The following is a 24,758-nucleotide window of genomic DNA, read 5'->3' on the forward strand; positions in this document are numbered from 1 at the left end:
GCACGAGGGGCCTCCGAATGGACACAACCACCCTGAGCGCAGTGCGCCGTCAAATTTCGTCCGCGCATGGCTTGCCCAACGAACACTATACCAGCCAAGCGGTGTTCAACGAAGAACGTGAAGCGTTGATGATGGCAGGTTGGTCAGGCCTAGCCGTTGCTGCCGATGTGCAGGCCCCAGGTGACGCTGTTCCGCTCACTTTTCTCGGCATTCCCCTACTGCTGATCCGCGACAGGTCAGGCATTGTCCGAGTGTTTCACAATATCTGCCGCCATCGTGGCATGATCCTTGTCGACGCACCGCGCAAGATCGAAGGTGCCATACGATGCCCCTACCACAGTTGGTGCTACTCTACCGAAGGGCGCTTGGTATCCACACCGCATGTAGGTGGGCCGGGTCAAAATACTGCCGAAGGTATCGACAAATCTCTGCTCGGGTTAATCGAGGTGCGCAGTCATATTTGGATGGATGTCGTCTGGATCAATCTGTCTGGCGATGCACACCCGTTTGAAACAGCCAACGCGGATTTGATTGCCCGGTGGGCAGAGTTCGACAAACCACTCTACCATGGCGGGTCGGACAGCCGGTTTCAGCTCACCGTGAATTGCAATTGGAAACTGGCAGTCGAGAATTACTGCGAAAGCTACCATCTGCCGTGGGTGCATCCGGATCTTAACGTCTACTCGCGGCTTGAAGACCACTATCACATTGAGGCGCCAGGCAGATACTCGGGCCAAGGCACGCGCGTGTACCGACAACTGACAGATGATAAGGGCGGCATGTTCCCTGACTTCGCAGGACTAAGCAATAAGTGGGACACTGCAGCGGAATACATCACGGCCTACCCGAATGTCTTGCTTGGCGTGCATCGCGATCATGCCTTTGCGATCATATTGGTTCCACAGGGCCCAGGGCAAACGGTCGAAAACATACACCTGTATTACGCCCAGCCTGACACCGATCCCGCCTTGAGGATGCGCAACACCACGCAGTGGAAGCAGGTCTTCGAGGAAGACATTTTTGTTGTCGAAGGCATGCAGCGCGGCCGGCGAACCCCGGCTTTTGACGGCGGTCGTTTCTCACCGGCGATGGATGGGCCCACGCACCTGTTTCACAGTTGGGTTGCAGACCGAATGATGGCGCACCGTGCAACAACAAACGCATGCGAATGAACGATCTTGAGCAGCGTCTTCTGGCGGCCCATACCGATGGCAAGCAAGCCGCTTTGGTCAGTCTGTATCAAGAGGCGGCAACTGCGGCGCCGTCAGAGCATGAACGTGCTTTTTTCCTGACGCAAGCGCATGTCTTTGCCTTGGAAACGGCGCACCCCGATGCCCCGCTTCTACGTCAAATGCTGATAGAGATGGGGCGCGAAACACCGCTTTAACGTGCACCGGCAGCCATTTGCGCATAGATGTGCCAGGACGCATGTCCAAGCCACGGCAACACAACAACCAGACCCAACAGCCCAGGCAGCATTGCCAGAAACAGCAGAACCACGATGACAGCCGCCCAACTCAGCATGGGGACAATGTGGGCCTGCACATGCCCCCAACTGGCAAGGATTGCAGTCATGTAATCCACCTCTCGCGCCAACAGCAGCGGCAGGCCAAACACGCACATCGCAAAGAAGATGAAGGCAAAGATACCGCCGACAACGGTGCCAAGCCCCATCATCATCAATCCGTCGATGCTTAGGAACACATCAAATGATGTGGTGACGTTCACCATGGGTTTGAGGCCCAGAAAAAGCGCAAAAATCATGTGCCCCAGAAAGAACCAGAACAGCAGTGCAACCACCATCAGCATTGATAGCCATGGCAGCTGTCTCCCTCGCTCCTCCTGCAACTGCGCCAGGATGACGCCAATTCCCGCAGGTTGCCCCATCCCGATCCGCCGCGACACTTCGTAGGTTCCAAGTGCACAAAGTGGAGCCACCAGCGGGAACCCGAAAACGGCGAGGATGAGCCAGAACGTGTGACCGGCCCATATTGTGAGACCTATCAACACCCACCCTGCAATGACGGACGCAATCCCGGTCAAAAGGCCAAAACCCGGCGCCGTGCGGAAATCACTCCAACCGGCGGATAAAGCATGGCGAATGAATGCAGGCCGCGGCGCGTCAAATGGCGGCACACCTGCAGGGAGGCTGGGATACGGGTTCGCTTCCATTACATGAGACCCTCCATTCCGGGACGGCGCGCAGGCCAGTCTGTCATATCGTGCCATGCTTGGGCCAATCGCAGCAAGAGCGCGTCGCTGCCCCGCCGCCCGATCAACTGAAGTCCCATGGGCAGATCGTGCGGCCCACCGAAACCAGCCGGTACACATACTGCGGGCAAGCCTAGTAAACTCGCAGGCACCACGACCTCCATCCAGCGGTGATACGTATCCATGGCCGTGCCGCCAATCTCGCTCGGCCAATCCATTGAGACGTCGAAAGGCCACATCTGAGCAGAAGGCAACACAAGCACGTCGTAGCGTTCGAACAAGACCGTGGCGGCCTTGAACCAATGCGATCTTATCACGCTGGCCCGGTGCACTTCCATGGCTGACAGGCCGAGGCCACGTTCGATCTCCCAGATTGCAGTGTCTTTCAGGTGTTCGCGCTTGGCCGGGTCCGCGTAAAGAACATCAAGGTTCCCGGCGACAGCCCAACTGCGCAACGTAATCCAGGACGACCAAATCTCATCGCGATCAAAAGGGGCATCTATGGCGTCCACCGTAACGCCGAGCACCTCCATCTCCGTCAACGCCGCCTTACACAGGTCCAGCACACCGGCCGCCATGGGCAGAGCACCACCCCAGTCGCCCAGCCAACCAACACACAACCCGTCGGCACCTCCTTCGATCTGTGGCAATGTGGGCGGTGCATCGACGCCGTGCGGCTGACGCGGATCAGACCCGGCCATTGTATCCAGAAGGGCCGCCAGATCGCTGGGTGTACGGGCCATCGGCCCATTTGTTGAAAGCTGATGCAGGAAACTGTCACCCATCGGCTCAGACGGGACGAGGCCCCAGCTGGGCCGCATCCCATACACGTTGTTCCATCCGGCCGGGTTGCGTAGCGACCCCATCATGTCCGAACCGTCAGCAACGCTCAGCATACCAGTGGCCAAGGCCACCCCTGCCCCACCGGATGACCCGCCAGCGCTGCACTCAGCATTGTATGGGTTTCGCGTGGCGCCAAAGACAGGGTTGATGCTGTGCGACCCAAGACCAAACTCAGGAGTGTTTGTTTTTCCGATGATGATCGCTCCGGCTGCACGCAAACGGGCCACCATGACGTCATCGGATGGTGCAACCTGCCCGGCAAACAAGGGCGATCCCATTGAAGTCAGCAGCCCCTTGGCATTCGCCAAATCCTTGATGGCCATCGGGATGCCATGCAACCAACCCGCCTTGGGCGCAGCATCAGCTGCACGCGCTTCGGACATCAAGGTGTCGGCATCTCGCAACGAGACAATCGCGTTGACCTTGGGATTTATCGCGGCAATGCGGTCAAGCGTACGCTCCATGAGCGTTTCTGCGGTGATATTGCCCGCATCCAGTTGCGCCCGCAGTGCAAGCGCGCCATCTTCGATCATGTGATTGGCCTCCCTTTACATTGGCAGGCCAAAGGCGGATCAATCCGCCTGTGCCTCGGCCCGGGACTTGCCCGATACATCCAAGGCTAGCGTGGCCGCCATTAACCCATCAAGATCCCCGTCCAGAACGCCCTTGGTGTCGGACGTCTCGTAATTGGTACGCAGGTCTTTCACCATCTGGTAGGGTTGCAAGACATAGGATCGGATCTGGTTGCCCCACCCCGCATCGCCCTTGTTCTCGTGCATCTCGTTTACGGCAGCGTTCCGGCGATCCAGTTCCATCTGATACAGACGGCTTTTCAACGCTTTCATGGCGATGTCGCGGTTCTGGTGCTGGGATTTTTCAGAGCTGGTGACGACGATACCGGTGGGCGCGTGGGTGATCCGAACCGCCGAGTCCGTGGTATTCACGTGCTGCCCGCCCGCCCCGGACGACCGGTAGGTGTCGATGCGGATGTCGGCGGGGTTCACCTCGATCTCGATATTGTCGTCCACCACCGGATAAACACCAACAGAGGTAAAGCTGGTGTGGCGTTTGGCGGCACTGTCAAACGGGCTGATGCGAACGAGGCGATGTACGCCGCTTTCCGACTTCAGCCAGCCATAGGCATTTTGCCCGCTGATCTTGTAGGTCGCCGACTTGATCCCAGCCTCTTCGCCGGCACTCTCCGATTGCAGCTCGACCTTATAGCCCTTCTTTTCAGCCCAACGGACATACATCCGAGCCAACATGGCCGCCCAGTCGCAGGATTCCGTGCCACCGGCACCCGAGTTGATCTCAAGAAAGGTGTCGTTCCCATCCGCTTCGCCATCAAGCAAGGCCTCGAGTTCCTTCTGAGCCGCAGTTTCAGCCAGCGCCTTGATTGCCGCCTCGGCGTCAGAGATCACCTCTTCGTCTTCTTCCATCTCACCCAGTTCAATAAGCTCGATGTTGTCTGCGAGGTCCTGCTTGATGCGGTCGTGGGTTTCCATCGCATCCACCAACATCTGGCGGTCGCGCATCAGCTTCTGCGCAGCATCGGGATCATCCCACAGATTGGGGTCCTCGACACGCGCGTTGAACTCTTCCAACCGGTGCTGCGCCGTTTCGACATCCAATCGTTGAGCCAGCAAAGCCACCGACTTTTCAATCTCTTCCACGACATTCTGAATTTCGGCGCGCATGTCCAACCCTTCCTGGCAGAGCCTCGGAATAGCCCATGCAAGTCAGCACGACAAGATCACCCGAACCGCTTGGTTCACCCAGTCAGTACAAACCACCGGAACTCAATGTGCCGAAGTTCGCCTTGGGCCCCACAACCGCGTTTTTGCCGGTTGATGTGGTGACCTGACGACCACCTCCACCGACTTCCTCGAACAACGGAAGATCAGCCCCCATTGCAAAGCCACCATCGAATGTGATGCCGAATGTGGGTTCGAACCCGTCGCGGAAGCATTCGCTGACGACGTTATCGCCTGACGCGGTGTCGCTCAGGCGTGCGCCTGAAAAGCGATCGATCTTGATGAACATGCATTCGTCAGGGATCTCGAAAGCCCCGCCACCATACTTGGCGATGGCCTCTTGCATGAAGGTATTGAACACCGGACCGCACATCCCGCCACCACCCGCACTGCGGCCAAGGCTGCGCGGTTGGTCATACCCGATGTAGCAGCCCGCGACGATGTCGCTTGAAAACCCTACAAACCAAACGTCTTTTGCGTCATTCGTGGTGCCTGTCTTGCCAGCAATCGGAACTGGCAGGTTCACTGTGCGTGCAGCGGTTCCGCGATCAACCACACCCTTCATCATCGACGTCAGTTGATAGGCCGTTACAGGGTCCATGACCCGTTCGCGATTGGACACAACCCGAGGGGCAATGCCCGGATCCAGGCTGGCCAATTGTGTACAATCCCGGCACTCGCGTTCATCATGACGATAGACGGTGCGACCGAACCGATCCTGCACCCGGTCAATCAAGGTGGGTTGCACCCTCTCACCGCCATTTGCGAACATCGCGTAGGCCGAAACCATTTGATACAGGGTTGTTTCTTCGGCCCCCAGCGAGTTGGCCAAAAACAGCCCCATGCGATCATACACACCGAACCGTTCCGCATAGTCGGCCACGATGTCCATCCCGACTTCCTCTGCCAGACGAATGGTCATCAGGTTCCGGGACCGTTCAATACCTGTGCGCAGAGGCGTTGGGCCGTAGAACTGTCTGGACGAATTGCGCGGGCGCCAAAGGCCCTGGGGCGTATTGATCTCGATCGGCGCGTCCACGACGATTGTTGCTGGCGAGTAACCACTGTCCAGCGCAGCGGCATACACAAACGGTTTAAACGAAGACCCAGGCTGACGTTTGGCCTGCGTTGCCCGGTTGAAGACCGAGTTCTGATAGCTGAACCCACCCTGCATGGCGATGACGCGGCCCGTGTTCACGTCCATCGCAACAAAACCACCTTGTACACGAGGCACTTGGCGCAGCGTCCAACGAATGAAAGAGCCGTCGTTGTCGGCGGTCATTGCGCGCACATGCACCACATCGCCGATCTCGAAGTTGTCAAAGAAATTACCCTGAATCCATTTGATGTCTTCGCGCGGAACAACAGCGGCAGGCTCACTGTCGGTCCACCCTTCGATGCCAAGGCGCAACTGTTGATCTTCGACTTCCAGAACAACAGCGGGGCGCCAAACGCCATTCAAGTCAACGTCACGCGCAACCGAAACACTCCTGAGTGCGTCTTGCCAATTCTCCAGCTGATCCGCTTCAATGCTTTTGCCAGTGCCACGCCAAACACCAAGCCCACGGTCATAGCTTTCAAGCTGACGTCGCAAAGCGTAGGCCGCAACGGGCTGCATCTCTGCATCAATGGTCGCTCGCACGGTGTAACCACCGGTAAAGAACTCACCTTCGCCGTAGTCCTGACTTAGCTGTCGACGAATTTCATCGGTAAAATAGTCGCGCGGCGGCAATTCGGATTTGAAGCTGTCAAAGTCCCCATTCTGGACCGAGCGCAGAGGCATCTCCCGTTCAGCCTGGTAGACATTTTCGTCAAGGTAGCCGTTTTCGTGCATCTCCCGCAGGGTATTGTTGCGCCAAAACAGCGCGACATCACGATCACGCACTGGGTGCCTGTTCGACGGGCTCTTTGGCAAAGCGGCCAGGTATGCCGCTTCGTGTGGTTCAAGTTCGCTAAGCGTCTTGTTGAAATAGGTCAGACTGGCAGCCGCCACGCCATAGGAATTCTGGCCCAGGAAGATCTCGTTCAGGTACAACTCAAGGATTTTCTCCTTCGTCAGCGCTTCCTCGACCCGGGCAGAAAGAATAATCTCCTTGATCTTCCGCTCCGCCTGACGATCACCGCTCAGAAGGAAATTCTTCATCACCTGTTGCGTGATGGTTGATGCACCACGGCACCCTGCTCCGCGCGACACCACACAATCCAACGCAGCAACTGCTATACCACGCAAATCGTAACCATCATGGGTATAGAAGTTCTTATCCTCGGCCGAGATGAATGCTTGTTTCACAAGGTCCGGGATCGTCTCGGCAGGGGCAAAAAGGCGGCGTTCCTGGGCAAATTCATCAATGATCTGCCCTTCACCGGAATAGATCCGGCTGATCGTGGCGGGTTGGTACTGGGCGAGCGACTCGTGGCTGGGCAAATCCCGCCCATACATCCAAAAAACGGCGCCAACCGACAGGGCAACCATGGCTATGCCCATTGTCACCGTGGTGAAAATCCCGCCAAAGAAGGAAAGAATGAACCGAAACATGACCGCTCGCACCTGTTTTCAACGGTAGCTTTTGTTCCCGTATACGCGACGGCGCGGACAGGGTCAAAAGCGAACGGTAGCGCGATGTCGCCGACGTGAACGGCTATTGCCGGATCAGCGGTTGCATCGCCAGATCATCATCACGCCATTGCAGGATGCCGGCCGCCAAGGCTTCGACCATAACCGCGCGCCATACCGGGTCGCGCAGGTTGGCAAGGTCACGTTGATCCGACAAAAATCCCACCTCGACCAGAACAGATGGGATATCAGCGCTTTTCAGAACCGAGAACGCGGCCTCGCGCCGGGGGCGCTTGTTCATCGGTCCGCCCGCCGCTGCCATGTTGTCTATGAGTGCCGTCGCCAAAGTGTCCGTGCGCGGCATGGTTTCGGTACGAGCCAGGTCCATCAGAACGGAAGCAACCTGATCATCCGTACCACTCAGGTCCACACCGGCCAAAATGTCAGCACGGTCGTGCTGTGCCGCCAATTGCGCTGAAGCAGCGTCACTCGCTTCATCGGACAAGGTGTAAACAGTTGCCCCTCTTGCCTGACCTTGGCTTAAGGCGTCGGCGTGCAAGGACACGAAAGCATCCGCACCAACCTGATGCGCCAAAGCAACCCGACCGGTCAGAGAAACGAAAGTATCCGTATCCCGGGTCAAGACAACCTCAACACCGCCAGCCCGGCGCAATGCGTCGCGCAACGCCAACCCAACCCCCAGCATCAATTCCTTTTCGCTGGTGGTGTCGCGCACGGCGCCGGGGTCAATCCCGCCATGTCCGGGGTCGATGACAACCACGAAGTCCTCTGCCTCGATGGTCGGTGGTTGGTCTGCCGCCTGCACACCCCAATCTGCGTCCACAGGTGGACCAGCCCGTTCGGCGAATTCGTCGGCAGGCACTGCGTGCAATTTGATGGACAACGTGGCCTGCCCGGAAGACGGGTCTACGGGCATGGCGATCTCGTTGGGTAGCATCTGCGCGCCCAGATCCAGTACAAGCCGCGACCAACCGGGCTTGAAAGCCCCAAACCGCACAGCTGAAATGCGCCCCGGTTCCGGCAGCAAAGCATCTGGTGAAACGCCGGTAAAATCGACTTCACGAAAATCCACGACCAAGCGTGGCGGTTCGGACAATGAAAAGACCCGGTACGGCACCCCCTGGCTGAGCGACAACGTCAATTCGGTCGTGCCAAACCACCCATCGGAAATCTTGCTTTTGTTGACATCGACGCGTGCCAGACCAGACAAGTCCTGTGCCATCACCGGGACAACACTTACCCACATCAACACCGCGACAATAATCGCCCGCATCACCACTGCCCTTTTGTATTTTGCTCGCAGCATATCGGGTCGAACCGGTCGCGGGAATCCCCCATCAACGTTGATCCATGAAATCCTTCAAGCGCGACAGGCCTTCCACGATGTCTTCTGTCTTACGTGCATACGAAAAACGGAGCGTCTGGTGCCCACGCACTGGGTCAAAGTCGAGACCCGGTGTCACCGCAACACCCGCAACGTCCAGTATCTGCGCTGCAAATGCGCGGCTGTCGTTGGTCAGCTCTGACACATCGGCGTAAACATAAAACGCTCCGTCAGGCGGCGCGATGCGCGTGAACCCGGCTTTCGGCAGCCCTTCCAGCATCAGGGCACGGTTGGTGCGGTAGACATCCAGATTTGCCTCCAACTCGCCCGTTGCGTCCATGGCCGCAAGCGCGGCCACCTGACTGGCATGAGGCGGGCATATGAACATGTTTTGCGCCAAGCGTTCAACCACACGTATGTGATCCTCGGGCACCACCATCCATCCGGCACGCCAACCAGTCATCGAGAAATATTTGGAAAACGAGTTGATGACATAAACATCATCGCTGACATTCAGTGCGCTGATGGCTTTGGCCTCATATTCGATGCCGTGGTAGATTTCGTCGCTGATAAAGCTGGCTCCCGCCTCCTTCGCAGCACCGACCAGATGCGCCATGGTGGCACGGTCCAACATTGTCCCGGTGGGATTGGCCGGAGAGGCAACGAGCAAGCCCTGCAAATCTTGGTCTGCAAAGTCATCCGGCACAGGTTGATAACGGTTCGCGGCGGCGGTCTGCAAATCCACAGGTGTCAAACCCAGGCCCGTCAGGATTTGCCGATAACTTGGATATCCCGGGGCGCCAATGCCGATGCGATCCCCGCTGTCGAACAACGCATTGAACGCAAGGATAAAACCGCCCGAAGCACCGGACGTGACGATCACACGGTCCGGGTTCAGATCAATATTGTACCAATCGCCATACAGCCGTGCGATGCGCGCCCGAAGTGCGGGCAACCCCAAGGCAACGGTATAGCCGAGTGGGCCGTCCGACATCGCCCGTTCCAATGCGCGGATCGCCGCCTGAGGCGCTCCCGTGCCAGGCTGCCCTACTTCCATGTGGATTATATGGCGGCCCGCAGATTCCGCGGCTCGCGCGGCCTCCATCACATCCATCACAATGAAGGGATCGACATCGCTGCGTCTTGAGGTTCGCATGGCGTCTCCTATGATCGAACCATGACCTTTCATACCCTGACGCGGGTGGCGTCAATCCTGATCGTGTCGCTTGCGCTCGCCTTGCCTGCGCGTGCGGTATCCTTGTTACGTGACGCAGACATGGAATATGCGCTGGCGCAAGTCGCAGCGCCCGTTCTGAAGGCGGCGGGCCTGAGCGCATCGCGCACCAAGATCCTCGTTGTCAATGACAGTTCGCTCAATGCATTCGTGATCGGCAATGACGCGATCTACATCCATTCCGGCCTGATCAGCCGTATGGATCGGGCGGCCATGCTGCAGGCCGTGATCGCACACGAAGCCGCGCATATCGCTAATGGGCACATTACCCGACGGATCACGAACCTCGGCAACGCGCGCACGGCTGCGACACTTGGTCAAGCACTGGCGCTTTTGGCCGCTGCCGCAGGCGCCGGCGAAGGTGCAGCGGCCATCAGTCTTGGGACGCAAAGCGCGGCGCAGCGCAATTTTCTCAGCCACACCCGCGCCGAAGAAACCGCCGCCGACCAATCCGGCGCACGTTATCTGCGCAGCGCCGGCATTGAGCTGAGCGGCATGCTCGATGTCTTTCGTCTGTTCCGAGGCCAAGAAATGCTCAGCGCGAGCAGACAAGACCCGTATGTGCGCTCGCACCCTCTAAGTCGCGATCGGCTGCGCACGATCGAAGGGTTTGCGGCAGCCTATGGCGGGTCGGGCAGCGCAAACTCCGCGACGTGGGACTACTGGTTTGCGCGTGCCAAAGGTAAACTCACATCGTTCACCCGCCGCCCCAGCTGGACTCTGAACCGATTGGGTGAAAGCGGCCACCGAGACATCGCCTTGATGCGCGAGGCAGCGGCCCGACACCAGAACTCGCAAACCCGTCGCGCGATCTCGGCCATCGACAAAGCCATCGCTCTGCGACCGCAGGACCCTTTCCTGTACGATCTCAAGGGGCAAATTCTGATGGAAACGCGTCAGTTCGCGGCGGCAGCAAATGCACATGGCCGCGCCGTGCAACTGCGGCCCAACGATGGCTTGCTGCAAGCCGGATACGGACGTGCGCTCTTGGCCAGTGGAAATGTGCGGGCCGCCCTTCCCGCACTTGAACGCGCGCGCCGCATTGATTTCCGGGACGGGTCCATGTTGCGCGACCTGAGTGTGGCCTATGCAAAGTCTGGCCAACGTGGCATGGCATCCCTCATCACAGCCGAACGGTATGCCCTGCGTGGGCGGCTCGAAGATGCCGGTATCCACGCAAAACGGGCCGCAGGCCTTCTGCCTGAAGGTTCCGGCCCTTGGCAAAGGGCACAGGATGTGGTCCTTGCATCTGAACGCGCAGAAAAGCGCAAGAAACGGAGATAGAGCATGTTCTTCCGCCCCCTCGCAGCCGCCTCTTTTGCCATGGCGATTGCAATGCCCGCCCAGGCGCTTGACCTGAGCCAAATGACTGACGAAGAGCGGCAGATTTTCCGCGAGGAAGTGCGCGCGTATCTGATGGACAATCCGCAGGTCATTATGGACGCGGTGCAAGTACTGGAGCAACGGCAAGCTGCCGCGCAGGCACAGGCGGATCTATCACTGGTGTCCGACAACGCCGAAGATATTTTCAACGACGGCTTCAGCTTTGTCGGCGGTAACCCTGATGGGGACATCACACTGGTCGAATTCCTCGACTACCGTTGCGGGTTTTGTAAACGCGCCCACGGTGAGGTTGCCAAACTATTGGAAACAGATGGCAACATCCGCCTGATTGTCAAAGAATTCCCGATCCTTGGGGAACAGTCGCTGCTGGCCTCGCGCTTCACGATCGCGACAAAGCAGGTCGCGGGATCAGAGGCCTACAAAAGCATCAGCGACGCCATGATGGAAATGTCAGGGGATGTATCGATGCGCACGCTGCGGCGCATGGCATCGACCTTTGGCCTCGATGCCGAAGCGATTGAAGCACATATGGACAGCGAGGCCGTGACAGACGAAATTCGTCGCACCCGCGCCTTGGCTCAAAGGTTGCAAATCACCGGAACGCCAACATTTGTTCTGCAAGACGAACTTTTGCGTGGCTTCCTGCCTTTTGATGAGATGCTGGCATTGGTCGACGAAAAGCGGGGATGACCCGCTGACGTCTTCTGGGCGCCCGCCCCCTCCAGAACAACAAGCTACTCTGCCGCTTGCGCCTCGGCTGCGCTTGCGGCGTCCAGTTCCGCGGCTTTCTTCTCGACCTCTTCGACGATGTGATCAACCATCTGGTCGTTGTCCATCCGGTGGCTTTGCTTGCCAGCCAGATACACCATTCCGTGCCCTGCCCCGCCCCCAGTAAAGCCGACATCCGTCATAAGCGCTTCGCCCGGTCCGTTCACGACGCAGCCGATGATGGACAGGCTCATGGGTGTCTTGATATGCGCCAACCGGTCTTCCAGCACTTCCACAGTCTTGATCACATCAAAACCCTGCCGCGCGCAGGATGGGCACGAGATGATGTTTACACCCCGGTGCCGCAGACCAAGTGACTTGAGAATTTCGTAGCCGACTTTGACCTCTTCCACTGGATCGGCAGACAAGGACACGCGGATCGTATCGCCGATGCCCATCCACAGCAGGTTGCCAAGGCCAATCGCAGACTTAATGGTGCCCGACGTCAAGCCGCCCGCTTCAGTGATCCCAAGGTGGATCGGCGCATCCGTGGCATCAGCCAACTTCTGATACGCTGCGGCTGCCATGAACACATCAGACGCTTTGCAGCTGATCTTGAACTCGTGAAAGTCATTGTCCTGCAATATCTTGATGTGGTCGAGGCCGGATTCCACCATCGCATCTGGCGTCGGTTCTCCATACTTTTCAAGCAAGTGCTTCTCGAGCGATCCTGCGTTTACACCAATACGGATCGAGCAATTATGGTCGCGCGCGGCCTTGATGACTTCCTTGACCCGATCTTCGGAACCGATGTTGCCGGGGTTGATCCGCAAACAGGCCGCGCCCGCTTCTGCGGCTTCGATCCCGCGTTTATAATGAAAATGGATGTCAGCGACGATGGGCACAGGGCTTTCAGCGACGATCTCCTTCAACGCGTTGGAGGATGCTTCGTCCGGCACGGACACGCGTACGATGTCTGCCCCCGCCTCTGCGGCTGCCAGGATTTGCGCGATGGTCGCCGGCGCGTCGGTCGTCAGGGTGTTTGTCATGGTCTGAACGGTTATGGGGGCATCCCCACCGACGGGAACCGATCCCACCATGATCTGACGGCTTTCCCGCCTGTAGATGTTGCGCCACGGACGGATATGGTTAAGCGACATGAAACACCTTGCTCAGCATCGGCAGTTGACACAGAAGATAGACAGGCGACAGCACCCGGGCAATGGTGCGCAATGACTATTCGCTAATCCGGTTGGAAGCCGCCTGTGCTTCGGCATATCGGATCAGACCCTCGTCCGTGCTGACGTCAACCGGCAGATAGGTTTCCTTCAAACCAGCAATTTCAAGCGGCAGATTGGAGGTGACAGCGCCTGTTTGACCGACCGGGCCGTAGAACTTGCTGTTCATTGCAAAGTAGATCGCGCCGCTTTCACCGGTGCGCAGTGTCGGCGCCTCTTCGGTCAAGGGCGCTTCCCACGTATCGCCAGCCTGCATCGTTGCTTCGAATATCACGGTTCCATCGGCAGCCCGTACACGCACCCAAGACGGGCGCACAGCAACCATTGTCAGCGCAGGCGCAGTTTCCTCGACAACCTGCGGGACAGCCGGTGCGATCGCCTCTGCCAAGGCGCGATCCACCGCCCCGATAAGAGGCGTGTCGTCGGTGAGTTCAGGGGCAACAAATGTTCCAATCTCACGCGGGTCCAGCGTTGCAATGGGTGCGTCGCGGGCAACCAAGACCGGTACGTCCAATGCTTGCGGCCGATACAGCCGGTCCAACGCATCGGCGCGTGGTGTTTCAATCGATGGTCCCTGCTCGGCCTGGACAACGTTTGAACTGCTCAGCGGATCAAGGTCAGACAGAACAACAGGCGTTTGATCGACCGGTGCCACCTGGACGCGCTGCACTTCCTGAAGAACAGAGTAGCCGCCAAACCCGATACCGCCAATCAACGCAAGCAGAACGAGAGACGATCCGACCGCACGTGGCTCAATCCTCGACCAAACGGCCTCGCCTGTTGGAACGAACGGGGTCGAAGGCGCCGCGAAGATATCCGCGCCATGGGGCTTTTGAAGCCGATCTTCACGGGACGCTTTCTTGACGACGGACGCTTCTGCGGACATGCCGTGGGCAACCGAGAATCCGCTTTCAGAACAAAATGTGTGAAAGGAGCGATCGGGATCCATATTCAGGTAGCGGGCATAGGATCTGACATACCCGGCGATAAAACCAGGTGTGTCGAACGCATCCGGATCACAGGCTTCTATGGCAGCAATGTAGCTTGCCTTTATTCGCAGTTCCCGCTGAACGTCCAAAAGGGATTTCCCCATGGTCGCCCGCTCACCGCGCATAATGTCACCGAGGCGTAGCTCGAAATCGTCAAAGCCCTTTGGTTCGACGTTTTCTTCAGTTTTTGCAATGTCGGATTTTCGCCCGATCATTCAGCTGCCCCGTTGTCCCAAGTGATGACGAGCCGATCCCACTCGATTCGCTTCACCTCTGTTGTTTAACACACGGTAACATATGGCAACGATATTTGCGAATATTAGTGAATTAACCTGCACTCTCGGCGCGATTTAGCGCACAATGCGACCACAATTTATCCATGGCTTTCACAAGCGCATCAATCTCCTGTGGGCCATGCACAGGGGAAGGCGTGAACCGCAACCGCTCCGTGCCCCGCGGAACCGTCGGGAAGTTGATCGGCTGTACATAAATCCCATGCTCTTCCAAGAGCATGTCGCTCAGCACCTTGGTATGCACAGGGTTCCCGACCATGACAGGTACGATGTGGCTGCCATGGTCGATGATGGGCAACCCAAGACCTTTCAATCTCAGCTTCAAAGCCTTGGCTTGTGCCTGATGGTCAGAACGCAGATTTTCTGCCGTTTTCAGGAACGCAACCGAAGCGGCCGCTCCGGCAGCCACGGCAGGCGGCAAGGATGTCGTAAAGATGAACCCCGGTGCATAGGATCGGATCGCATCGCACATCTTGGCAGATGCGGCAATGTACCCGCCCATCACCCCATACGCTTTCGCCAGCGTGCCATTGATGACGTCGATGCGGTGCATCAGCCCATCACGTTCCGCAACCCCTCCACCGCGCGGCCCATACATGCCCACGGCGTGCACTTCGTCGAGATAAGTGAGCGCACCGAATTCGTCCGCCAGATCGCAAATCTCTTCAATTGGCCCAAAGTCGCCGTCCATCGAATAGATGGACTCAAACGCAATCAACTTAGGTGCTTCGGGATCATCTGCTTCCAGAAGCTCCCGCAGATGTTCAACGTCATTGTGGCGAAAGACACGCTTGGCGCCGCCGTTCCGCCGCACACCTTCGATCATCGAAGCATGATTCAGAGCGTCCGAGTAAATAATAAGCCCAGGAAACAGCTTAGGAAGAGTACTTAATGTTGCGTCATTCGCAATGTAGGCGCTGGTGAACAGCAAAGACGCCTCTTTGCCATGCAAATCGGCAAGCTCGGCTTCGAGCCGTTTGTGATACACCGTGGTACCAGAGATATTGCGGGTCCCGCCCGACCCTGCGCCTGTCGCATCGATCGCCTCGTGCATGGCTTCCAGAACAATGGGGTTTTGCCCCATGCCAAGATAGTCATTGCCGCACCAAACCGTGATCGGTGTCTTGCTACCATCCGGCCGCGTCCATTCCGCATGCGGGAACTGACCCTTTTGACGTTCAATGTCGATGAACGTCCGGTAACGGCCTTCGTCATGCAGACGTTGCAGGGCGGTGTCCAATTTGGCGGTGTAGTCCACGCGATACTCCATTTTGGTCTTTGCGCCAATGCGTTCGCACCGGCCGTTGTTTAGAACGAATATAGACAGCAAGATTGAGCTTCAATGCTAATCAAATGCGCGTCATGTCGCAGGTCCGGTATTCCCCACCCGTCCTGCAATCGCTTTGACCCAGATCAACCACTGGACACTGCCCCGCCGCGCCGTAGTGTTGCGGCAGCAGTCAAATCAAAGGAAACCTGATGACCCTCGACGCCGTTCTGTCCCGCATCGACACTGATCTGCCCCAAGCAACCGAACGGTTGCTGGAGCTTTTGCGCATTCAGTCGATCTCGACCGATCCGGCCTTTGCGGATCATTGTCAGACCGCCGCTGACTGGTTGGTGAGTGATCTGCAAAGCATTGGTGTAACTGCAGAAAAACGGGAAACGCCGGGGCATCCGATGGTTGTAGGTCATGTCGATGGCGATGGACCCCACCTTCTGTTCTATGGGCACTACGATGTGCAACCCGTTGATCCGCTCGAGCTTTGGGACCGTGACCCGTTCGATCCGCAGATCGAAGAGACAGCAAAGGGCCCAGTCATCCGCGGGCGCGGATCATCTGATGACAAAGGCCAGTTGATGACCTTTGTCGAAGCATGTCGCGCCTGGAAGTCCGAGCACGGCTCTCTGCCATGCCGCATCACCTTCTTCTTCGAAGGCGAAGAAGAATCAGGCTCCCCATCCTTAGTCCCCTTCATGGAGGAGAACGCTGACGAGCTGAAATCCGACCTCGCCCTGATCTGCGACACCGGCATGTTCGAGTCCCGCGTTCCGTCCATCGTCACAATGCTACGGGGATTGCTAGGCGAAGAGATCACGATCACCGCCCCCGACAAAGACCTGCATTCGGGCATGTATGGCGGCGTGGCGATGAACCCGATCCGCGTCCTCACCCGTATCCTGGCCTCTCTGCATGACGATCAGGGCCGCGTTACGGTGCCCGGGTTCTATGACGGCGTGCCTGAATTGCCGGATGACATTCGTCAGCAATGGCAGGGCCTGGCCTTTGACCACGGCACGTTCCTTGGGGACGTGGGCCTGTCGAAACCAGCAGGCGAACAAGATCGCACCCCGATCGAAATGATCTGGTCGCGTCCAACCTGTGACGTGAATGGCATTTGGGGCGGCTATACAGGCGATGGGTTCAAAACCGTGCTGCCGTCCAAGGCACACGCCAAGGTGTCATTCCGCCTAGTTGGTAATCAGGACCCACACAAGATCCGTAACAGCTTCCGCCAGTTGGTGCGCGACGCCCTGCCCGCGGACTGCGAAGTCGAATTCTCGGGCCATGGCGCCAGCCAAGCCTCAACGACGGAAACCACCGATCCGGCCTTTGAAGCAGCCCGTGTTGCGCTCACGAATGAATGGAATGTCCCGGCCGCCTATGTCGGTTGCGGCGGTTCAATCCCAATCGCGGGGCATTTCCAGGACATTCTCGACACCACCCCCATGCTCGTCGGCTTCGGCAAGGATGACGATCAAATCCACTCGCCCAACGAAAAATACGATATGGAGAGCTTTCACAAAGGCATCCGCAGCTGGGCTCGCATCCTTGACGCCCTGACATGACGACCTTCACAACCGCCGACGGCATCACCATCGCCCATGATGTGCAGGGCGATGGCCCTCCTGTTCTGCTGCTGCACGGTTTTCCGCAAACACGGGCCATGTGGCACGCCATTGCACCGCAATTGGCCCAGCATTTCACCGTCGTCACGGCTGACCTACGCGGCTACGGCGCCAGCACCAAACCTGCTCAGATTGAAGACATGAGCTTTCGCCATATGGCGGCGGATCAAAGGCTGCTGATGCAGCATCTGGGCTTTGATCACTTCCATCTTGTCGGACATGATCGGGGCGCACGCACGGCACACCGCATGGCGCTGGACAGTCCCGAGACCATTCTGTCTCTCACTCTGATGGACATCGTGCCGACCCATCTGTTGCTGGACGCGCTGACCCAGCAGGTCGCGCGCGCCTACTATCACTGGTTCTTTCTCGCACAACCTGCGCCGTTTCCCGAAACGTTGATCGGCCATGATCCCAACGCTTATTTCGAAAGCTGCCTGGCCGGTTGGGGCGGTGGCATGGACACGTTCGACGCAGATGCACTAGCTGCGTATCGCTCGTCGTGGAGAGACCCTGAGTGCATCCGCACAATGTGCAACGACTACCGCGCCGCCATCGATGTTGATTTCGACCTCGATGCTGCTGACCTGGGACGCACTGTCGATTGCCCTGCCCTTATTCTCTATGGCGCAGACGGGATCATGGGCCAAGCCTATGACGTAGCTGCAACTTGGGCGGACCGGCTCACGAACATGCAAGCAGTGGGTCTGCCAGGCGGGCATTTCTTTCCGGACACACATCCGGAGGAAACCACAAAAGCGATCGCCGAATTCCTGAAGTCTCAAACGTAAGGCGCACCTGCCGGTGCGCCCCGCACGTCAGATAACGCCGACAAACCGTTCAGGCAGAACATATTGGGTGCCATAGTCCGGGCGGTCGAAGTGATAGTATCCGGTGTCGGCGCGTGGCTTGAAACTGCGCTGCATCTTGCGACGCAGGGGCCGCATGTCGAACTCATCGACCATTTCTAGTTTCGCAAAATCTTCAAAAACCGCCCGATCCTCTCCGCGCGCTTCGGCAAACCAATGACGGCCAATCGAGGCCTCCTTGACCGAGGCATTCACCTCATCCGTGACGGCGTTGCGGTGATCCATAACCCCGACATAAGCGCCAAAATCGCAGAACTTCAGGTGCATCAGGTACAGATCGTCCGGCGTGAACAGCTTGTCGGCCTGCGTGAAATGCCCACCCCGCGCGATCTTGACCGGGGCCGAGATGATGCACGGTTTTGAGTAGTGCGGCGCCGGGCGAACATGGCGGCGCGGGCCGATGATGTGGTCCGTGATCTCGTCCTGTTCGAGGTCGATGCGGTGGATCACCTCAAGACCAAGCGGCGTCAGGACACGGCCCTCAGGTGCCGCTTCCAGAAACTCCAGCAATGTGCCGCCCGCCTTCGGGTCACGCACAACCAACTCGTCCACATCCCCCACGATCACATGGCGATAGTAGCGTCGCAGCCCTCCGACCAGGTTGTTCAGCAACCCCCAACGCTTGATGTCGAAATTCTTGTGCGGATCCCCTGGAATGCCAATGATGTTGCACCCGGCAGCCAGTTCAGCCACTTCGGCACCACGACCGTGATTGATGACATAGCAATTCTCGCGACCAAACATCTCACCGTAGTGGCGCAGCCACGCTTTCAGGAAAAACGCGTCATCGCGCACCATGGTCACGGCGGCCACTGTCTGCATCTGTTAAGGTCCTGCTCATAGGGTTATTTTTGCGCAATCTATCGCAAGGGCCCCAACAAGAGAATCGTTAATTTGCAGCGAAGGCCCTGAATGGCACTGCCCCCAGACTTTCCACAGACCGGCTTACATGTCGCGCGCACGGGCGACACACCGATCACGCGCTATCAGGTAATCGGCGAACGGTCTTCCGGCACAAACTTCGTCAAGCGCCTGCTGGGGCGAAACACCCCCCTTAAACCAACCGAAGATCTGGGTTGGAAACATGGCTTCACCCACATGATGGCTATCCCGTCCAACTTGGCAGTCATCGTTGTTGTACGGCGGGCGGACACATGGGCGCGGTCTATGTTTTCCAAACCATGGCACACCACACCCGCGATGCAGGCTATGACGTTTTCAGAGTTCATCCGCGCACAATGGGACACAATCATTGACCGCCCCCGCTACTTCGAAGGGCTGGTTCCCGAGGGCAGTGTGGGCCAACCTTTACAACACGATAGGCATCCGGCAACGGGGGCGCATTTTGAAACGCTGTTTGCCCTTCGCACTGCAAAGCTTAACGCCATGCTGTCACTATTGGGCCGGGGGTGTACCTGCGCCATTCTGCGCATGGAGGATACGCAAGACCAACCACAGGCAACGCTCGCAGCTTTGATGTCTTGTCTTGGCGCTGCTCAACCGCATGCCGAATACCGTCCCGTCATCAAACGCCTCGGCTCCAAGTTCAAACCTGCGGTGATGGACCGCCCGGCCCTGCCCGATACGTGGAGTGACGCAGACATGGACCATCTGCGCGCCAGCATCGATACGGACCTCGAAGCACGGCTTGGCTACACCTACTGATCCCACTTCATCTTGCCTGATAAACTCCGGGGAGCGCGAGGGGCTGGCCCCTCGTTCCGACAGCGACAATCACGCGCTTCAAGACGAATTTCAAATCTACAGAAGAAAGTGGCGCGGTTGACGGGGCTCGAACCCGCGACCCCCGGCGTGACAGGCCGGTACTCTAACCAACTGAGCTACAACCGCGCATTTGCCTTTCGGCGCGCCCATTCCTCCGGGACCAGAGAGCAGCAGTGGCGCGGTTGACGGGGCTCGAACCCGCGACCCCCGGCGTGACAGGCCGGTACTCTAACCAACTGAGCTACAACCGCCCGCTGCGTTTGGCGGGTTTATGATTAGCCCCCGGTCCCGTCAAGCGTCTTTTCGGGACTGTCTGTCAAAATCTGCCACCAAAGCGTCAAAGGCGTCTCCAGACCAATCAAATGGCACCATGCGCACTGTCTCCCCAAGCAATGCTTCGTCGTGGGCGGTGCCCTCTTGTCCACCCATGCGGACATAGAAGCGGCGAGCACGCGCGTTGTCTGCAATCACAACCAGACGCAAGGTGGATGCGCCCTCTTCCGCCAGACATGAGGCCACCATCTTCAACAGCCTGGCACCAATACCATTGCTGCGCGCGTCCGGATCAACGTGCAGATTATCCAAAAGCGGCACATCCGCCCGCACCACGGCGGCGAATCCAAGCACGGAATCGCTGTCTTCAGCCAGCAGGATCAACCGGTCTGCAGGCCAAGAACTCCACCGCGCCCGCATGTTGCTATCAAGCGGAGCCCCGAGGGCGTCCGCCGGAACATACGGTGCATAGGACGCCCGCCAACTGCGCGCGTGCAAGGCCTCAAGCTTAGGTGCATCATCTGGCACCGCACGGCGCAAACGCACCGTCATCGTTCCGGCAGCGGGATGAACTCGCTTTCATCTCCGGGCGGCAATTGGAACCGGCCATGCGCCCAATCGCCTGCGCGCCACGCCTCCTTTGCCGCATCAATGCGATCCTGCGACGACGCCACAAAGTTCCACCAGATGTACCGCGACCCCTCCAGCGTCGCCCCGCCAAGCAACATCAAACGTGCACCCTGTTCTCCAGCCGTCAGCGAAATGGCGTCTCCGGGACGAAACACCATCATTTGCCCCGCCTGATACAGATCCCCGGCCACGGTCACCGATCCTTCGACAACATAGACGCCCCGATCCTCGTGGTTATCCGGCAAGGGTATGCGCGCCCCCGCCTCAAGAACAGCGTCCGCATAAAACATTTCCGAAAACGTCTGCACGGGCGCCGTCTCGCCCCACGCATCCCCGAGGATCAGACGCACCTCTTTGCCTTCCCCTTCCAGAAACGGTAGCGTGTCCTTGGGTGCGTGCTGAAAATCGGCCGGGTCATCCTCAGCGTCCTTGGGCAGCGCAACCCAGGTCTGAATCCCGAACAGGTTGTGCGGTTTCTTGCGAATCTCGCCATCCGTACGTTCAGAGTGGGTGATCCCGTGACCTGCCACCATCCAGTTCACAGCGCCCGGTTCGATCCACTGATCCGTGCCAAGACTGTCCCTGTGATGTATCTTACCTTTGTAGAGATACGTGACCGTGGCCAACCCGATATGTGGATGCGGACGAACATCGATACCCTTCCCGGTCACGAATTCGGCCGGTCCCATCTGGTCAAAAAAGATGAATGGACCCACCATCTGCCGCTTGGGCGCAGGCAAGGCACGGCGCACCTCAAACCCACCCAGATCACGGGCCCGCGGCACAATAACAGTTTCGATTGCATCAACGGCGTCCCCTTTGGGACAATCGGGATCAAGGGCCGGGTTCCAGCTCATGGCGTGTCTCCTTGCGCGTCATGTGTTCAAGATAGTTGGAGCATGCAAACCAGCAAGCATATGTTGTCCACGCCCCCTTTGCGCTGGGGCACGGTTGGCGACGACAATGACACCCCACAACCCGAGATTGATTGAACGCGCAACTTTTACGAGCAAATTTCTTTGAGTTGCGACCATGCTCCCGTATAACGGGCGCAGGTACCCATAATCACAGGTACCCAGCAAACAGAGGACGCTATGAAAACTATAGTATGTGTAACTGCGGCTTGCGTGGCCATTGCAGGGCCCGTTTGGGCCGATAGTATTGTACCCACCGATATGGCCCCAACCTGCGTTGTGGCACCGGACACGTTCAAGGGCTGGTTTGCAGACGATACCATTGCAGCGAATGCGGCGGTGAACGCACCGGACTCCGTGACTTTCACCACAACCTACGGCGACCCCGACAAATGCGATTTCTATACCTGGGGCGCACAGATGTTCCTGTGGTTGACGTCGACAGACGGTACCAAACTGGTACTGGACAGCCCCAATTTCTTTACAATTGCCCCCGCAGACAGCGACGGCAACCGTGTGTTCATCGAAAACACCGATTCAACACCGGCAGCGCTGCAAGTCCGCAGTGAAAAGGCTGACACGCCTGCAGGTGACGATATCGGCGAAATCGGACAGGCTGGATCATCGGGCGTCCTGATGTCGCAAGACAACTCCCTCGTGTATTACGGTTTGGCCGCAAATGATGCCTACGCCTACTTCCTGACGGGACAAAAGGATCCAAATTCGACCCTCGCGTCGAAAACAACCTTTCCGTACAACCAGACGGATCTGGACGACTTGAACGCCTACATGAGCACCAGCTGGAGCGGGACGACCCTTTTGACCGGCAATCAGCTCGCGATGGAGCTCAAAACATCGTGGGTCGAAGCCAGCACCTTGGCTGACAGCAGCACCTACCTGACAATCGAGGGAACAATCCCGAACTTCGTCGCAAATGACGACAACAGCTCCATGTCCGTCGACACGACCAACCCTACCAAAACAGTGGCACTCGCCCTGACGGGTATGCACGTCGTGGGAACAGTCCAAGACCATCCCGAGTTTGTCTGGGCCACGTTCGAGCACTACAACAATGCACCGGACGCGCCATACTATTATCTGGCCGATGACGGCACGATCACCCTCAATGATTTTGACAGCGATCACGACTTTCTCTTCATGGCGAGAAACGGCACACAGGCTGGTGCCAACACTGAATGCATGAAAGCAAAGAGCGATGGCACGATTGCCGTCCAGATCAACAGTACCGGAGGGTTCATGTGTAACGGCGGAATCGTCCCCTCGAACACGGTACGCGAATACCCCTGGGGCAGCCTTGCCAATGATCCGTCAAGCGCCACGGTCTCGAACAACACATTGTTGCTGTCGATCAACAATTCGGTACGCAGCCAGCTGGCTGCCGGTGACATACGCGCCAACTACATCCAGACCGGCAGTGTCTGGACGACGACTCCGTCAGATGGAAGCGTGGCTCCAATCCCGAACCAAACTGCGAACCAGGCATTGAACCTGCGCGGCTCAACCTCGATCGCTAACATGACGATGGAAACCTACACGCAAGGGACCAATTGTTTCAGCTGTCACAGCCTGTCGGAAGGCGCACCAAACAGTTTCCAAGCGTTTGGCCTGTCGCATGTCTATTCCCAGATTGAGCCGCTACAGCCAGCCAATTGAAAACATGGGGCGTCGCGCATATGCGTGGCGCCTCGTCCCATACATTGCAATGCTATGACAGCGGCTTGCCCTTCAGCTGCAACGCAGTCCGCTCCATGTCGGCCGCCAAAACGATCAGTCGCGCCACCTGCCGGGCTTCGTCAGATTGAGCCACCTCATAGGCTGCATATTCAAGAAAGCGTGCCGTCACAGCCAGCACTGCAGAAGTCCTGCCCTCTTGTGGCAGATCATCCAGCTCTTGCAGCAAGTTTTGAACATAAACGCTCAACCCCGGGCTTGGCCTCTCGGTTTCCAGCATATCCTAGACACCTTGAACACATGTTTGATGACTGGGTTCTATAAACCAGACGCGCGGCGTGTCATGTCACGCATTCACGTGACATCCGTCACGGTAAGATGAGCCCTGCCCCAATCCCTTTGACCGCTGCAGTCGTTCGATCCGTCACGCCCAGTTTCGAAAAGATACGGCGCACCAAGGTGTCCACTGTATGAGGTGACAAAAGCAAAATGTCCGCGATACTGCTGTTGGACTTGCCACGCGCAATCCAACGCAGAATCTGGCGCTCGCGCGGCGACAGGTCAACGCCGGACAAAGACGTGGGGTTCAACTCGCAATACCTGATATGCCCCGCCTGTGCGACCACCTGGAAATCCAGAACAAGCGCATCGCTCGGAAAATCAACGGCAGTATCAACTCCAAGACCGACATAGCCATTGCGCACCCCGGGCCCAAAAACCTGAAAGGCAAGGCCATCCCCCACACCCGCATCGCGCATGTCGTTCAGATATCGCGTCTGATCCACTGTCAGGCGCACAAGGTTGCGGATGTCCGACCACCGGAATGGAATGGTCGCGCTTTGCGCAAATTCGGTTATCGGATCAATGGTGTATAGCTTTTGTTCGATATAGTGACACACCCATTCGTCCGAAAATCCGTACGCGTTCACATTTACCGCACCCTGCGGACCGACCGCCCCGGTGAAATGATGATAGCTGACCTTGGTTACGCCCCGGTCGTGAAAATAGCGCAGCAACAGTCCCCACAGTGCCGTGTTATCCGTTTCAGCGCGAATCGCCTCCAACGCAGTATGTGTCATCGCAATCCCACAGCTTAAATGCAGCCCATCACGCGCGAGGCCAACTTCGCGCCATGGCGGGCCCAACCAAAAAAACGCGCCAACATCCATGGACGGTTTCAACACAGCCAAACGGCGTCCCGCCCCTAAACCAACACTCTGTTTGTGAACAAC

The 24,758-nt window shown here is 57.9% G+C and carries 22 protein-coding genes and 2 tRNA genes; 8 read left to right on the forward strand and 16 right to left on the reverse strand.

Annotated elements, in window-relative coordinates:
* Positions 1 to 17: 17 nt before the first annotated feature.
* On the forward strand, positions 18 to 1,172 hold the full coding sequence (locus tag IE087_RS06595; RefSeq protein ID WP_189368520.1) for an aromatic ring-hydroxylating oxygenase subunit alpha: 1,155 nt from the start codon (positions 18 to 20) through the stop codon (positions 1,170 to 1,172).
* Entirely contained in the window at positions 1,169 to 1,387 is a 219-nt protein-coding gene (locus IE087_RS06600) for a hypothetical protein (protein WP_189368521.1), read from the forward strand. Before IE087_RS06595 ends, IE087_RS06600 begins: the two co-directional genes overlap by 4 nt.
* Here IE087_RS06600 and IE087_RS06605 read toward each other — a convergent pair.
* The 6 genes from IE087_RS06605 to IE087_RS06630 all read right to left on the reverse strand — a co-directional run bounded on the left by IE087_RS06605 (position 1,384) and on the right by IE087_RS06630 (position 9,863).
* On the reverse strand, positions 1,384 to 2,172 hold the full coding sequence (locus IE087_RS06605; protein ID WP_189368522.1) for a DUF2189 domain-containing protein: 789 nt from the start codon (positions 2,170 to 2,172) through the stop codon (positions 1,384 to 1,386). The genes IE087_RS06600 and IE087_RS06605 overlap by 4 nt on opposite strands.
* On the reverse strand, positions 2,172 to 3,587 hold the full coding sequence (locus IE087_RS06610; RefSeq protein ID WP_189368523.1) for an amidase: 1,416 nt from the start codon (positions 3,585 to 3,587) through the stop codon (positions 2,172 to 2,174). The genes IE087_RS06605 and IE087_RS06610 overlap by 1 nt, the downstream gene beginning before the upstream one ends.
* A 39-nt stretch (positions 3,588 to 3,626) precedes the next feature.
* Positions 3,627 to 4,751 (reverse strand): peptide chain release factor 2, encoded by a 1,125-nt coding sequence (prfB, locus tag IE087_RS06615; protein WP_189368524.1) that lies wholly within the window; start codon positions 4,749 to 4,751, stop codon positions 3,627 to 3,629.
* 82 nt (positions 4,752 to 4,833) lie between these two features.
* Positions 4,834 to 7,344 (reverse strand): penicillin-binding protein 1A, encoded by a 2,511-nt coding sequence (locus IE087_RS06620; protein ID WP_189368525.1) that lies wholly within the window; start codon positions 7,342 to 7,344, stop codon positions 4,834 to 4,836.
* Between the two features lie 103 nt (positions 7,345 to 7,447).
* Positions 7,448 to 8,656, reverse strand: a complete 1,209-nt coding sequence (locus IE087_RS06625; protein WP_189369289.1) for an N-acetylmuramoyl-L-alanine amidase — start codon at positions 8,654 to 8,656, stop codon at positions 7,448 to 7,450.
* A 64-nt stretch (positions 8,657 to 8,720) separates the two neighbouring features.
* Complete coding sequence (locus IE087_RS06630) at positions 8,721 to 9,863, reverse strand: pyridoxal phosphate-dependent aminotransferase (protein ID WP_189368526.1); 1,143 nt, start codon at positions 9,861 to 9,863, stop codon at positions 8,721 to 8,723.
* Between the two features lie 21 nt (positions 9,864 to 9,884).
* Between IE087_RS06630 and IE087_RS06635 the strand changes: the two genes are divergently transcribed.
* The gene (locus tag IE087_RS06635) at positions 9,885 to 11,225 is read left to right on the forward strand and encodes a M48 family metalloprotease (protein ID WP_189368527.1); all 1,341 of its coding nucleotides are present in this window, start codon (positions 9,885 to 9,887) and stop codon (positions 11,223 to 11,225) included.
* Positions 11,226 to 11,228: 3 nt separating this feature from the next.
* Entirely contained in the window at positions 11,229 to 11,975 is a 747-nt protein-coding gene (locus IE087_RS06640; RefSeq protein WP_189368528.1) for a DsbA family protein, read from the forward strand.
* Between the two features lie 44 nt (positions 11,976 to 12,019).
* Here IE087_RS06640 and ispG read toward each other — a convergent pair whose 3' ends face one another.
* The 3 genes from ispG to hemA all read right to left on the reverse strand — a co-directional run bounded on the left by ispG (position 12,020) and on the right by hemA (position 15,771).
* Positions 12,020 to 13,153 (reverse strand): flavodoxin-dependent (E)-4-hydroxy-3-methylbut-2-enyl-diphosphate synthase, encoded by a 1,134-nt coding sequence (gene ispG, locus IE087_RS06645; protein ID WP_189368529.1) that lies wholly within the window; start codon positions 13,151 to 13,153, stop codon positions 12,020 to 12,022.
* 76 nt (positions 13,154 to 13,229) lie between these two features.
* A complete protein-coding gene (locus IE087_RS06650) occupies positions 13,230 to 14,435 on the reverse strand; it encodes a helix-turn-helix domain-containing protein (protein WP_189368530.1) in 1,206 nt (401 codons plus the stop codon).
* 112 nt (positions 14,436 to 14,547) lie between these two features.
* Positions 14,548 to 15,771: a 5-aminolevulinate synthase gene (gene hemA, locus IE087_RS06655; protein ID WP_189368531.1), complete on the reverse strand. Its 1,224-nt coding sequence runs from the start codon at positions 15,769 to 15,771 to the stop codon at positions 14,548 to 14,550.
* A 221-nt stretch (positions 15,772 to 15,992) separates the two neighbouring features.
* Between hemA and IE087_RS06660 the strand changes: the two genes are divergently transcribed.
* Together IE087_RS06660 and IE087_RS06665 are read left to right on the forward strand one after the other, a co-directional pair.
* The gene (locus IE087_RS06660; protein ID WP_189368532.1) at positions 15,993 to 17,363 is read left to right on the forward strand and encodes a M20/M25/M40 family metallo-hydrolase; all 1,371 of its coding nucleotides are present in this window, start codon (positions 15,993 to 15,995) and stop codon (positions 17,361 to 17,363) included.
* The gene (locus IE087_RS06665; RefSeq protein WP_189368533.1) at positions 17,360 to 18,214 is read left to right on the forward strand and encodes an alpha/beta fold hydrolase; all 855 of its coding nucleotides are present in this window, start codon (positions 17,360 to 17,362) and stop codon (positions 18,212 to 18,214) included. Before IE087_RS06660 ends, IE087_RS06665 begins: the two co-directional genes overlap by 4 nt.
* A gap of 27 nt (positions 18,215 to 18,241) precedes the next feature.
* On the opposite strand, the gene IE087_RS06670 is transcribed toward IE087_RS06665, so the two are convergent.
* Positions 18,242 to 19,114: a glycosyltransferase family protein gene (locus IE087_RS06670; protein WP_189368534.1), complete on the reverse strand. Its 873-nt coding sequence runs from the start codon at positions 19,112 to 19,114 to the stop codon at positions 18,242 to 18,244.
* Positions 19,115 to 19,204: 90 nt separating this feature from the next.
* Between IE087_RS06670 and IE087_RS06675 the strand changes: the two genes are divergently transcribed.
* Positions 19,205 to 19,957 carry a hypothetical protein gene (locus IE087_RS06675; RefSeq protein WP_189368535.1) on the forward strand — a complete coding sequence of 251 codons (753 nt, stop codon included), beginning with the start codon at positions 19,205 to 19,207 and terminating at the stop codon, positions 19,955 to 19,957.
* Positions 19,958 to 20,066: 109 nt separating this feature from the next.
* On the opposite strand, the gene IE087_RS06680 is transcribed toward IE087_RS06675, so the two are convergent.
* The 4 genes from IE087_RS06680 to IE087_RS06695 form a co-directional block, all read right to left on the reverse strand.
* Positions 20,067 to 20,143 (reverse strand) — tRNA-Asp (locus IE087_RS06680).
* Between the two features lie 48 nt (positions 20,144 to 20,191).
* Positions 20,192 to 20,268, reverse strand: a tRNA-Asp gene (locus IE087_RS06685).
* A 40-nt stretch (positions 20,269 to 20,308) separates the two neighbouring features.
* Positions 20,309 to 20,842 carry a GNAT family N-acetyltransferase gene (locus tag IE087_RS06690; RefSeq protein WP_189368536.1) on the reverse strand — a complete coding sequence of 178 codons (534 nt, stop codon included), beginning with the start codon at positions 20,840 to 20,842 and terminating at the stop codon, positions 20,309 to 20,311.
* Positions 20,839 to 21,777, reverse strand: a complete 939-nt coding sequence (locus IE087_RS06695) for a pirin family protein (protein ID WP_189368537.1) — start codon at positions 21,775 to 21,777, stop codon at positions 20,839 to 20,841. Before IE087_RS06695 ends, IE087_RS06690 begins: the two co-directional genes overlap by 4 nt.
* Positions 21,778 to 22,014: 237 nt before the next feature.
* Between IE087_RS06695 and IE087_RS06700 the strand changes: the two genes are divergently transcribed.
* Positions 22,015 to 23,508, forward strand: coding sequence for a hypothetical protein (locus IE087_RS06700; RefSeq protein WP_189368538.1), 1,494 nt, complete (start codon positions 22,015 to 22,017; stop codon positions 23,506 to 23,508).
* 52 nt (positions 23,509 to 23,560) lie between these two features.
* On the opposite strand, the gene IE087_RS06705 is transcribed toward IE087_RS06700, so the two are convergent.
* Positions 23,561 to 23,806, reverse strand: a complete 246-nt coding sequence (locus tag IE087_RS06705; protein ID WP_189368539.1) for a hypothetical protein — start codon at positions 23,804 to 23,806, stop codon at positions 23,561 to 23,563.
* Positions 23,807 to 23,894: 88 nt separating this feature from the next.
* A complete protein-coding gene (locus IE087_RS06710; RefSeq protein ID WP_189368540.1) occupies positions 23,895 to 24,605 on the reverse strand; it encodes a helix-turn-helix transcriptional regulator in 711 nt (236 codons plus the stop codon).
* Between the last annotated feature and the right edge of the window lie 153 nt (positions 24,606 to 24,758).

It is taken from the genome of Tateyamaria omphalii (assembly GCF_014651375.1).
GTDB classification, from domain to species: Bacteria; Pseudomonadota; Alphaproteobacteria; order Rhodobacterales; family Rhodobacteraceae; genus Tateyamaria; species Tateyamaria omphalii.